The organism is Parvimonas sp. D9, assembly GCF_035282565.1.
Lineage (GTDB): Bacteria > Bacillota > Clostridia > Tissierellales > Peptoniphilaceae > Parvimonas > Parvimonas micra.
Genome location: NZ_JAYKBM010000003.1, coordinates 178,797 through 192,078 on the forward strand (window position 1 = coordinate 178,797; position 13,282 = coordinate 192,078).

Below are 13,282 nucleotides of genomic sequence, written 5' to 3' on the forward strand. Positions count from 1 at the left end.
ATTCTATTTATTATCATAGGGACAATCTTGATACAAAATATCTAATTTTTTTGTTTTCTTATTATTATACTTTTCTTTCAAAAACTCATAACCACTACTTTTATAAGTCTTAAAAATTTCTCCAAGACAAAAATTTTCTATGATTTGATAATCTTTATATTTTTCATCAATATCGTCCAAAATTTGAATTGCTCTTGGAACGTATATCTTTTGTCTTTTTTTATTTACATCTTTAAAATTAGACAGCACTCTATCAATCATATTATTTTTTTCTTCCAAAGAAAAAATAAATTGAGTATAAAATTCAACTTCATATAAAAATCTGGATTCAATATCAGTTTTAGAAAGTTTTTCCAATTTTGAAGAAATATTTTTAGATAATTCAACGGCTTTTAAGAAATTTGTTTCAGAAAAATCTCGATTATAGACTTCCTCTACTCTGTTTTTTAAATTTTCAAGATTACCATCGTAGAAAAAAATTTTGTCCTTTAAATTATCTTTCAATACTTTTAAAAGTAAAGGACAAGAATTATCTACAACAACCAATTTTGCATTATAAAGTAAGGGGCATTTTTTAGTCATAGCATAAGTAAGAGTTGAATCAATTATGCTACACAAATCTTTTTCATTCGAATATTCCAATATGTATTTATCTACTCCGTCCAAAGGTAGAGGCACCAAGTCAAAACCGTAAAATATTTCTTTCGGAACGGTTCTCCCCAAGTATCCTATTATGTATTTTTCACTATCTAAACCCATTATCGTCTCTACAAAAGCATTTCGCCTAAGCTCTAAAATTTCTTCTCTCAAATTTTCCATAATCTTTTTTGATATTTAATCATATCTCCTCAAATTTATACATTATATATTTTATAACTTTAGATATTTTTCAAGAAATTCTATGATAAAATAACTTTTTAACCATGTATTTGACAATTCTAAAAAATTCACCTCCTACACCATAAAAATAAAACTAAACAATTTATCATCATTTTATTCAGTCAAATACATTACTTTATATCGTTATACTTGTATTATATCACATATATTTTGTGTAGTAAAATTAGAAATATTAATTGAAAGCCTTTATTCATAACAAAAATTTATAATAAAATCTTAAAATTCTATTGATTATTAAAAAAGAACTCCAATAAAATTATTGAAGTTCTTTATGCTCTGTTAATACCTATCTTCTCTTTTTAGAAAGCGCAACTGACACAATTCCTAAAAGAACAGTAGGCAACAATGACATTTGTGCAATTCCTGTTTTAGCTAATTTCGATTTTCTACCGCTTTTCTTGTTATTATCAGCTATTACACTATTATTATTGTTATTGTTGTTATTGTTATTTTCGAGTTTGTTTTCCAATTTATATTTTACTGCATATTTTGAAAAATGAGTTGTAACAAATGTTACAGCCTTATCATTTTGAGTAAAAGTTTTTTCTTCAACTTTTCCGCTATCGTCTACATAATAAACTTTTTCTACAACTTTTCCTTTTTCTTTAGGCATTACAACTGTATATTGTCCAACAGGCAATCCTATCTTCTTCTTTGTCTTTGAATCTCTAAAATAAATATCGAACAGTGAAATATTTTTATCTTTAAGAGTTGTAAAATCTTTAGGATTTAATTTTTCAACCACAAGTTCTTTTCCTAACAAGTTTTTGCCTGTAACAGAAATTTTAGTTTCTTTATCAGTAAGTGTAATTTCTTTATCAGAGTATTCAGGTTTTACACCGTCTAATTTTTCTGTATTTTCTTTTAAATCCTTTGCTAATCTATCTACATTTCCTTGACTTACCGGATTTTCAACTGCTTTAATCGCATTTTCTAATGCTTTATCAAATTCATTTTTAATTTCTTCTGCAGCATATTTATATTTATCCGTTCCCTTTGCTGATTTTGCATCTGCTATTGTTTTGTTCAATTCATCAAGTTTAATATTACTCTTGTAGATAAAAGTTACTTCCTTAATATCTTTAACTTTTTCTTCATGGATATTTCCGATTTCTTTTTCTTCAACACTTCCGTCGGCTCTAACTATCTTATATTTTACAGCTTCAAAATCTTTACTGCTTTCAATAGGTCTTACATTGAAAGATCTAAGTTTAGACCATCTATATCCTTTAACTGTAGCTCCCTTGAAAGCCACTTTGCCATCTTCTGTTTCATGTTTTACTTTTATTTCAGAAACTTCATCTAAAGTAAGTTTTTCTTTTTTCCCTACTTTGTCATTTACAACAGTCGCTCTTACAAAAACTTCCTCGTCATAATTTTCTCCGTCAACAGCAACTAAAAATTTAAAAGTAACATCTCCATTTGGATTTTTAGGATTTGTAACATTTCTAGGACAAATAAGTTCAAACATTTGTGTATTTCCATTTCCATAGATTCCTGTTCCGTCTGAACTAACCATTATAAAGTTGTCCATACTGTCGGATGTACCTTCATTTTGTAATGGATACCATTCTATTCCGTTTTCATCTACAATTTTTATCTTTGTCAAAGCCTTATTGAAATTAGCTCCGAACATAGTAACCCAAGTTTTTTTACTTTCTTGACCTACCGGAGTATAAGTATGAGTTACATCAGGTTGTTCAGTACCGCCACCTGAAGTTCCATAAGATTGAATTGACATAAAACTTAAAATCGGTTTATCAGTTATTTTATCAGTAGCTAAAACCGTTGCAACCAATCTTTTTGCCCTGTTTTGTAATATATTTACTCCAATTGCTGAAGAATATGTTTTTCCATCGTCTAAAGATACCATAACTGAATAAGTTTCAGCTCTTTTAGTTTTATTTTCCGGCAATTTAAAAGTTATAATTTGTTCAGTATTATTTACAACTTCCACTTTTACATTAGATGATTCTGTTATTTCAGAATTTGAAGTTTTATCTTTATTGTTTTTTAAAATTTTAACCTTAACAGCTTTGCTTAAATTTTCACCAACTAATTTAACTTTTGAATTTCCGCCTAATTTAGTTAAAATTTCTCCTTCAACAAAATTAGCTTCATTTACTGTTGGAAAAGCATCTTTTATAAATTGTTCAAAAGCTCTATTTTCTCTATTTTCCCCGTCTTTTATTATTCTTTCTTCAAATCTAATTGTCGCACCGGTTTTAATATCTATTTTATTAGCCAAAGTTATGACAATTTTATCTCCAACAACTTCAACCTTATCTTCCTCTTTTAACTTTTCAAAATTATCTGTTGTAGATTTTTTATAAGAAATACCGGCTTTTAAAGTTTCATTATTTTTAACTTCAAAAACTCTCTCATCAAATTTTACAGTTATTTTTGTCTTACTATTGTCAAGATATACATTACTTGGTAATAAATCTATAATATCTCCACTTTCTTCGCCACCTACAGTAACGGTAACTTCTTTATCATTTAATCTAATCTTATAAACTTCTTCCTTATTTGAATTTGCTTCAGGGAAATTTAAAGAAGCGCTTTGAACTTTACTTGTTCCGTTGAAAGTGTAATCCATATTAATTTTATTTTCAACACCGTTTTCAACCTTAAAAATTTCAAGTTTAAGTTTTTCAGACTCTAAATTTTCACCTTTTACAGTAATAGTATTAACTCCGCCTGCCTTTGGCATATTAGGAGTTTTTACTTTAAATTCGTTTATTACCATATTATTTTCTTCAGATCCCGGAGCAACTGCAACAGTTACTGTCGGATTATCTTGAAATACTGTTTCAGAGCCGTTTGTATTGAATTTTAAAGTATAAACTTGTTCGCTTGTTGTATTATTTTTAGGAAAATCAATTGAAATAGTCTTTTTAGCCTTGTCCCCTGTTACTACAGCACTTTTTCCTAAATCAGTTGGTACATTATTTAATAGTACTTGAACCTTTACATCTTTAGCAGGGATATGATTATCATTAACTCTTTTAGTAATTAATTCTAAATTTGCTTTTCCACCCTCTGCCGATAAATTTTGATTGTCAGGTGTTACTCTGACAATTGCATTTTCATCATTATTTTGTTCAGAAGGAGCAACTTTAATAGTAACTGTCGGTTCAGCTTGAAAATCTGTTTCAGAGCCTTTTGCATTAAATTTTATAGTATAAACTTGTTCTTTAGAAGTAGTATTTTTAGGAAAATTCAAAGTAATTGTCTTTTTAGCCTTATCCCCTGTTACTACAGCATTTTTTCCTAATTCCGTTACAACACCATCTAATGATATTTGAAGTTTTACATTTTCAGGAGAAATATGTTGATTATTAACTTTTTTAGTATATATAGTTAAATTAACTTCTCCACCTTCTGTCGGTAAATTTTCTTTATCTGCCGTTGCATTTAAAATTGCATTTTCTTCAACAGGATTAGGTTGTTCCGGATTTACCGGAGGAACTACAACTCCACCACCTGATGAACTCTTTCTAATTTTTACAATTTTTTTGAATTCCTCTACAAATGATTCTTCACTTCCTCTAACACTAAAAGAAACTTCATAAGTTTTACTTTCTTTTTCATTTTTTGGAAAAGTTAAAGTAACTATTTTTCTACTTGAACTTTCTTTTGTTTCTTCAGAAAAAGTAATTGAATTCTCAACATCTGTTAAACGTTCTGTACTTCCTTTAAGTACTATCTTTGCCTTAATGTCTTTTTCTTCTAAATCAGAACCCTTAAGTGTAAAAACTCTCTTTCCATCCTCAGTAGGAGAAGGAATATATGAATATTCAACTTCAGTTAAAGCACTTGTATCTTTTGCATAAGTATTAATTCCGATGGAACTAAATGTTATTGAAAACAAAAGTACAAATGCAAAGATTTTTTTAAGCATTTTCATTCAATGCTACCTCCTTAAAAATATTATTATGCCCCTAAATTATATATCATAAAAAATTTTTTTGCAAATATTTTATCAATATATAAATAATTTTAATGAATAATCATTATTCATTAGAAAGTCTTATTAAAATTTACTATAATTTATAAATTTAGCCAATATTTTCAAAATTAAAATCCTTATATTGACATTGCTTATTATTTGTGATATACTCAACTTGTCTTCAGGGCGAGGGTCGTTTCCTCACCGGCAGTAAAGTCTGCGAGCATTATGCTGAATTGGTGAAATTCCAATACCGACAGTTAAAGTCTGGATGAGAGAAGAAATATTTATGCCCTAAAGATGGCATTTTTTTTTGCTAAAATTTAGGAGGTTATTATGAACAAAAAAAAATTTGGTATTTCAGAAATTACAAAAATTGCAATTCTTGCATCAATATCTGTACTTTTAATGTTTATTAAAGTTCCACTACCTTTTGCACCTACATTTATGGAAATGGATATCGCAGAATTACCTGCATTAATCGGTGGATTTGCAATGGGACCGTTAGCAGGTTTTTTAATTGTATTTATAAAAATTTTACTTAATATTGTTATTAACGGAACAAAAACTTTTTATGTCGGAGAGCTTTCAAACTTAATAGTTTCATCAGCTTTCGTTTTGACAACAGCTTTTATATACAAACATAATAAAAGCAAAAAATCAGCTTTACTAGGACTTGTAATAGGCAGTATTTCTATGTCCATAGTTGCAACTTTGAGCAATTATTTTATAATATTTCCACTTTATGCAAAACTTTTAAAAATTGACTTAAATGCTTTTGTAGGAATGGTTGCAAAGATAAATCCGCTTGTAAAAAGTTATTTTACATTAATGCTATTCTCAGTATTACCTTTTAACTTAGTTAAAACTGCTGTTACTTCAATAGTAACATCTTTATTATACAAAAGAATTTCACCAATTTTAAAAAGAAAATAAAAGAATTAAAAACAAAAAATCAAAATATGGAAAAAGTGATATAATGTTAAAAATTAGAAATTGACAAATTAGAATTTGTAGAGGTAAATAGTATGTGCTTCATATGTGAAAGAATAGAAATGATTAAAAAAGGGGAAAATCAATATTTTGTAAAAGAATTAGAAACCGGTTATGTTGTATTAGGTGACAATCAACATTTTAAAGGATATACAATTTTTTTGTGTAAGCAACATAAGACTGAACTTTTTGAATTAGAAAATAATTTTAAATTAAAATTCTTAGAAGAAATGTCATTGGTAGGGGAGGCTGTATACAAAGCTTTTAATGCTGAAAAAATTAACTATGAACTACTTGGTAACGGAGATTCTCATTTACATTGGCATCTGTTTCCAAGGGTAGCTGGTGATATAGAAAACTACGGAAATCAAGGAAAGGGTCCGGTTTGGTGGTATCCAATGGAATTAATGTATAGTGATTATAATCGCCCCTCAACTACTGAATTAAGTGATCTTAAATACAAGTTGCTAACTGAGTTAAATAAAATATTTATTTAATAATATATTTTAGGTTATCGTTCAGAACAACTATCAACAGGAGTCACAGATCTGTTTTATGAAGAACTTAAATAAATTATAGGGTTGGTTATGAATCTAGACTTAAGTGTCAGGATTTAATTAACATATTGATAGAGAAATAAATCCAACAGAAGTATATGTATCGGATGACATGCCGGTTACAGATTTCTACTTTTCTCTCTTGCATTATGCATATGCAGAAGAAACGGTCACGGATGATGAATGGAAATACTTTCTTGAATGCCTTGACGGAGATGTAGTCTATAGTCTTGACGATAAATTATACATAACTGGTACAAATAGTGGTAATTAATATAAATACCTACCGTTTGTCACACTAAAACGATTAAACAAAACCACTAAGAGGGAGTAAAAGCTTAATAGCACATACTTCCTTTTTTGATGCTTAAAATTAAAGAGTATGCGGCAATTTTACCATAAAAAAAAACTCCATAAGTAGTTTTCTACTTATGGAGTATCATATCATAAAGATTTGTTGTTTTTATTAAACATTCTATTAATTTATTCTTTTTGATTTTTCCATTCTTCTGTAAAGATATAATGCTATTAAAGTAAATATTAATGGACCTGCAATTGACATTATTGTTGTTAACCAGTCTCCTGATGAAATGGCAGGTTCAATAACTGTAAATAAGTTTGCAAAACCAACTATAAAGCAAGTAACTGCAACTGCAACTTTAACTGTTGAATATGTTTTAAATCTTACAAAAGGTCTTTCTATGCTTTCATTTCTTCTAAATGCTAAGAATGAATAAGCGATGAAGAAATAAGGTAAAGTCATAGAAACATTAGTCATTGAAACTAAAATTTGGAAAAATTGTTGTGCACTCTTTCCACCGAATGATACTATCGCAATTATTACAATTACACAAATTGCTTGGTACATCATAGGTTTAGTATAAACACCGTTCTTTTGTTCAGTCCATGATTTTGGCCATAATTCTTTAGGAGTTCCACCAATTAATTGTTTTAATGGAGAATAAATAAGAGTAAAGAATGCTCCTGTTAACGCAAGGAACATTGATATTCCCATATAACGTGAAACCCAAAGTCCAACATTTCTTGCAGCAGATTCTGCAAGACCAAAAGCAAGACCTAATTGATAACCCATATGGTTCATAGCAATATATGATACATTACCCAAAGTTATTTTTTGTGCTGAAAATTGTGTAAATGCAAATGACCATTTAGTAAATGTACCGAAAATTAAAATACCTAATGAATATCCCAAAGATACAACAACAGCTGAAATAATTATACCTTTTGGAAAGTTCTTTTCAGGATTTTCAGTTTGGTCAACAAGACCACCTACTACTTCCAAACCACCATAAGCAAATATAGCATATACTATGAATGATAATACTTGTAAACCACCGGCATAAGCAGGGTTTGGTGAATGAGCCAAAGCATTAACAGTTATAGGATCTCCAACTCCACCTTTGTTTAGAAGCAACATTAAAATTCCGCCAACAAATAAAAATACATTAATTAATGCTACGGCACTACCTCCGAAAGATGTGAATTTTTTAATTTTATCTACACCTTTACTGGATATAAATGTTAAAATAATAATCCATAAAATAGCAAGAATACCTAGTGTTTTTACGGAGTCAAGTCCGAACAAAGACCAACTTTGTGTTTTATCAACCCCAAAAATCGCATTTGATAAAACAATCCAAATACCTGAACCAACATTTACCATCCATACTATATAGGATGCATACCACATAAACGTTACCATAAATGCATACTTACCGCCTGAACTTTTTTCCATCCAAGAATAAATTCCGCCTTCAGAATCTTTAAAAGCTGAACCATATTCTGCAATCATAAATGCAAATGGTAAGAAGAAAGTTACACAAGAAATAATAAACCAAGGAATAGCTGCGTATCCCATAAGATAATATGATCTTGTAACGTTAGTGAAACCAAAAACAGAAGTGAACACCATCAAAACAAGTGCTCTTAAACTCAATTTCTTTTTAGACATAATATCCCTCCAATATTTATTTTTTCATTTTGAATTTTATCACAAAAAAATGGGTATGTCAATATAATATAAATAAAATTTATATTTTTTTGATAAAGAATTTTAAAAATCAGATATAAATTACAAAAAAGTAAAAATATTATCTTTTTCAAAAAGTCGATTAATGTCGAAAAATATTATATCACAAGAACTATTTAATACTTTTAAGCAGATTTGATATGCAACAAAAAAAATTAACGAGAAAAATATTCATAAGTAAATTTAATATAATAATTAAATACAACTTTATTAAAAACATAATTTCGAATTTTTATATAATATTTCCTCAAAAATTATACATTTCTCTTTTTAAATCTTTATTCTTATGATAAACTTAAATATAATATATTTTTTATAATTAAAATTTTACAGAAAAGCATGTATGTTAAATCATTTTACATAATTTAAACATAAAAAACGGCTGTTTCATTCATTAGCCGTTTCTTTAAAAATATTTTTAATTTACATCTTCAATAAATACTTTTCCATCTATCACCTTAATTATATTATCAAATTTTTTAAGATGCTCAGTAGATGTATTATGTGTTACAATCAAAACTGTTTGATCTGATTTCAATAAAATATCCTCTAATTTTAAGACACTTTCAGTATCAACACCTGTAAAAGGTTCGTCTAAAACCAGTATCTCTCCTTTTCTACACAATATACGAAGAAATGCGAGGACTCTTTTTTCTCCACCACTAAAATTTGAACAGTCAGCAGTATTTCTACCAAGAATATCCTTGATTATTGCAACTTCATTAGCATTATCCGGAATATAATCATAAGAATATGAATCAAAAACAGTTACATTTTCTTTTACAGATGCACGATAAATATGCTCATGTTGACTCATATAAAGCAATGTATTTGATAAATTAAGCTCTGTTAAATTTTCTCCGTCAATACTTACTTCCCCGTTATTTGGCTTATGTATTCCAAGTAATAAATTTAAAAATGTTGATTTTCCAGCTCCTGATTTGCCAACAATTGCATATTTTTTCCCTTTTTCTATTTTTAAGTTTATATCTTCTAGTTGTAGTTTATCAACTGTGAATTTTACATTATCAAAAATCAGCTCATTTTTAAAATTTTCCAATTCTTTTTTGTTTTCTGTTTCTGATTTTTGATTTAAAAACGAAAGGATATTTTGTTTTGTAGAATTAACTGAACGGATAGCCGTAATATCATATAGCAAGCTATCAATAGGGTCGATGAATGCAGAAGAATAGCTTAGTGTTGCTATTGCAACACCTACAGTTATCTCTTTTTTATAGAATAAATATCCTACAATCGCAAAAGTAAAAGCCCTAACCATTTTTGTCATTAAATCACTTAATCCAAGTACCAGTGCTTTTTTCTTTCCAAATTCATATCTTTTATCCGCAGTTTTATGTAGAATTTCATTATGTCTATTTTTTATATTTTCAATTGTTTTAGAATTTATTAAGCCAAAACCTTCAAGCAAATCAGAAATAGTTGAAGTATATTTTCCAAGATACCTTTGGTATTTACTTCTGCTATTATCCAACATTTTTCCGAATATCTTTGGAATTAAAATTGCAAAAATAGAAGATAAAACTACAACCATACCAATTTTGTAGTTGATATTCATAAAGATAATAACTCCATAAATCAACATCATATTTACCGAACGAATTACATCTACAATAGGTTGTAAATAATCTTGTTCTAATGCAGTAATATCATTTGATTGAATAGAAATATATTCCCCTATGGGCTTCTCTTGAAAAACTTTACTATTCATATTAAAAATTTTATCAAAAAAATTCTTTTTAAGTCTTGTTTCAAATGAAATTCCTGATTTAAATGCTACTAAAATACAAAAATATTGCATTAATGAATAAATTCCAAGTAATAAAGCATATAATAGAATTGCTAAAATTATTTGACTTGACGTGCTTTGTAATCCATAATCAAATAACCACTTTTGAATCAATGGAGTTAATGCTAAACAAATAACTCCAATAAAATCCAATACTACTTGAAGAATAATATATTTTTTAACTTTAGATAAATAATCTTCCACTTCTTACTCCTAAATAATTATTTTAATAATATAATTCACTTTTTTACACAACTTAATTATATCATACTTTTCATTTTTATAACTTTTTAGAGGTTAAGTATGATGAAATTAAGTTCTCTTTTTAAAATGTTTATGGTAAACTTAATTATATCATACTAAAAGTCAAAATGAAATCTTTAATTTTTAATAAATTTATGAAATTTAAGACTTTACTTTTTGTGTTTTATGCTGTATAATTGTAAAGATAAATTTAAGGAGGTATGTTATGACAAATTTGATTAAGTTTTCTAAAGAAAATATATTTAATTATTTTGATTTTGTTTTGACGACTCTCTTTTTTGATTTTAATAACGGACTTGCTGTCTTTAAAAATATTATATTTAATTATTAATGAAATAACTGTTGTTATTTCATTTTTTTATATTTTTAAGACTTAAGTCAAAGGAGGATTTATGAATAATAAAGAATTTATTGGCGTAAGGGACAAAGTTCCTGTTACAATGCTTATACCTTTGAGTTTACAACATACTTTTGCTATGTTTGGAGCTTCAGTTTTAGTTCCAATTTTATTTAATGTAAACCCCGGTATTGTTCTTTTGATGAATGGTATAGGTACATTGTTGTTTATTTTTATAACAAAAGGAAAGGCACCCGCCTATTTAGGTTCAAGTTTTGCCTTTTTGGGAGTAGGTACTGTTATTATAAACACTATGGGTTATAGATATGCACTCGGTGCTTTTGCTACAACAGGATTTTTAGGCTGTATCTTGGCTTATTTAATCTATAAATTCAGAACAGATTGGATAAATATTGTACTTCCACCTGCAGCAATGGGTGCAGTTGTATCTCTTATCGGCCTTGAACTTGCAGGAAATACAATAAGAGGCGGAAAAATAGGTGCAAATATATTGACTGAAACTTCAACTAATGCTGATGTTTATGTATTTTTAATCACTCTTTCAGTTGCAATTTTAGGCTCAGTTGTATTTAGAAAATTTTTAGGAACAATTCCAATTCTTATTGCTATCATCTGTGGATATATTGCAGCATTAGCTTTTGGAATGATTGACTTTTCTACAGTTACATCTTCAACATTATTTACAATACCACAATTTCAATTCCCAATTTTCGACTTCAAAGCAAGTTTAATAATGCTTCCTGCATTACTCGTAATAACTTCAGAACATATAAGTCACCAAGTTGTAACAAGTAATATAATAGGTCAAAATCTTTTAGAAGATCCGGGCTTACACAGAAGTATCTTTGCCGATAACTTCTCAACTATGTTATCCGCTCTTGTGGGTGGAGTTCCAACAACAACTTACGGAGAAAACATTGGTGTTATGGCAGTTACTAAAGTTTATTCAGTTTATGTAATTGCAGGGGCTGCAATAATCTCAATCTGTATGGCATTTATAGCACCATTAAGTATGTTAATTCAAAGCATACCAGGAAATGTAATTGGTGGAATAACATTCTTACTTTACGGAATGATTGGTACTTCTGGAATAAGACTTTTAGTTGACTCAAAAGTTGACTATTCAAATAGCCAAAATTTGATTTTGACTTCAATTGTATTCGTAACAGGACTTAGTGGAATTTCAATAAATTTCTTTGGAATGCAATTAAAAGGAATGGTTCTTGCAAGTATGGTTGCTGTAGTATTAAGTTTAATATTCCATTTTTTAAACAAATTCGGACTTTCAAATCATAAATAAATAGGATAAAAACAAAAACTCAGCTTTTTTCAAAGTTGAGTTTTTTAATTCTATAAAAAATTAGAATAGCAAAAAGTTTCACGTCATAGCACCAAACTAGTCGACATTGTCCAACACGTCATCTCGACCGAAATGAGTGAAACGAATGAAGTGGAGAGATCTCATAGTTTTGCTTGTTTACAAGCAAAACTAAATGTATCGTAGATATATAAGATAAAAAATTTATCAACTAAAAATCTTTTGGATAATTTTGTTATAATTATGACTGTTTTGTTTTTTATATAAGTCCTTGGACTTACTATTATTTGCAAACAAATAATAGTTGAGATCTCTCGACTACGCTCGAGATGACGTGTTGTGGGATTTACTTTGCTAGGTACTAAGACGTGAAATATTTCTTTTTTATTCAGATTAAAATATAGTTAGAAGTTTATTTACTACTCACGTTAAGCTATAAATCGATGAATTTCTCTTATACGTCATTTCGACTGTAGCGAAGCGAAATGGAGAAATCTCATACTTTTGTGTTAACAAAAGTAAATGTATCGTAGATACATCAAAAAATCTACTAATATACTATACCAAAAGTAAAAACTCAACCTTTCGCAAAGTTGAGTTTTTCTATAAAATCCATAATTCTATAAATTATTTTCTAGCCATTTTTGTAATTCATCAAAATCGTAAAATCCACTTAATGCTAATCCATCTTTTACTATGGAATTTTTACATTCTTTTTTGATATCATCAATCATCATTCCAAATCCCCCACCACCATGAGTGCAGAAAGGAATAATTGTTTTGCCATCCAAATTTGCATTACGTAAAAAAGTAAGAACTGGTGGTGCAAAAGTCTTAAGCCAATTAGGTGAGCCTATAAAAACTACATCTACATCATCAATATTTCCTATTTCTTCTGCCAAAGGTGGACAGTATCCCTTATCAATCTCAATTCTAGCTTCTTTTACTGCCGTATTATATGAAAAAGAATAAGGTCTTAGTGGTTTTAATTCCAATAAATCTCCGTCTGTGATTAAAGCAATATCTTCCGCTAATCTTCTAGTTATTCCCGAATAGGAATAATACACAACTAAAATTTTCATC

Annotated in this window: 9 protein-coding genes and 1 riboswitch; of the genes, 4 read left to right on the plus strand and 5 right to left on the minus strand. The window is 28.3% G+C overall.

Translation table 11 applies throughout. The features are described from left to right. Positions 1-3: 3 nt before the first annotated feature. The gene (locus tag VJI94_RS04560) at positions 4-819 is read right to left on the minus strand and encodes a 2-hydroxyacyl-CoA dehydratase family protein (RefSeq protein ID WP_118059175.1); all 816 of its coding nucleotides are present in this window, start codon (positions 817-819) and stop codon (positions 4-6) included. Between the two features lie 367 nt (positions 820-1,186). Beyond that, a complete protein-coding gene (locus tag VJI94_RS04565) occupies positions 1,187-4,810 on the minus strand; it encodes an N-acetylmuramoyl-L-alanine amidase family protein (protein WP_324008497.1) in 3,624 nt (1,207 codons plus the stop codon). 215 nt (positions 4,811-5,025) lie between these two features. Then, positions 5,026-5,139: riboswitch (FMN riboswitch) on the plus strand. A 49-nt stretch (positions 5,140-5,188) separates the two neighbouring features. On the opposite strand from VJI94_RS04565, the gene VJI94_RS04570 reads away from it, so the two are divergent. Next, the gene (locus tag VJI94_RS04570; RefSeq protein WP_324008498.1) at positions 5,189-5,788 is read left to right on the plus strand and encodes an ECF transporter S component; all 600 of its coding nucleotides are present in this window, start codon (positions 5,189-5,191) and stop codon (positions 5,786-5,788) included. Between the two features lie 92 nt (positions 5,789-5,880). Then, entirely contained in the window at positions 5,881-6,342 is a 462-nt protein-coding gene (locus VJI94_RS04575; protein ID WP_324008499.1) for an HIT family protein, read from the plus strand. A 538-nt stretch (positions 6,343-6,880) separates the two neighbouring features. On the opposite strand, the gene yjeM is transcribed toward VJI94_RS04575, so the two are convergent. Together yjeM and VJI94_RS04585 are read right to left on the minus strand one after the other, a co-directional pair. Further along, positions 6,881-8,374, minus strand: a complete 1,494-nt coding sequence (yjeM, locus tag VJI94_RS04580) for a glutamate/gamma-aminobutyrate family transporter YjeM (protein WP_118059179.1) — start codon at positions 8,372-8,374, stop codon at positions 6,881-6,883. Positions 8,375-8,870: 496 nt separating this feature from the next. Next, complete coding sequence (locus VJI94_RS04585; RefSeq protein WP_324008500.1) at positions 8,871-10,463, minus strand: ABC transporter ATP-binding protein; 1,593 nt, start codon at positions 10,461-10,463, stop codon at positions 8,871-8,873. A 265-nt stretch (positions 10,464-10,728) separates the two neighbouring features. Between VJI94_RS04585 and VJI94_RS04590 the strand changes: the two genes are divergently transcribed. Beyond that, positions 10,729-10,854 carry a hypothetical protein gene (locus VJI94_RS04590; RefSeq protein WP_324008501.1) on the plus strand — a complete coding sequence of 42 codons (126 nt, stop codon included), beginning with the start codon at positions 10,729-10,731 and terminating at the stop codon, positions 10,852-10,854. A 61-nt stretch (positions 10,855-10,915) separates the two neighbouring features. Then, positions 10,916-12,181 carry a uracil permease gene (uraA, locus tag VJI94_RS04595; protein ID WP_324008502.1) on the plus strand — a complete coding sequence of 422 codons (1,266 nt, stop codon included), beginning with the start codon at positions 10,916-10,918 and terminating at the stop codon, positions 12,179-12,181. Positions 12,182-12,819: 638 nt separating this feature from the next. Here uraA and VJI94_RS04600 read toward each other — a convergent pair. Next, positions 12,820-13,281 (minus strand): flavodoxin, encoded by a 462-nt coding sequence (locus tag VJI94_RS04600; RefSeq protein WP_029950655.1) that lies wholly within the window; start codon positions 13,279-13,281, stop codon positions 12,820-12,822. Position 13,282: the final 1 nt, after the last annotated feature.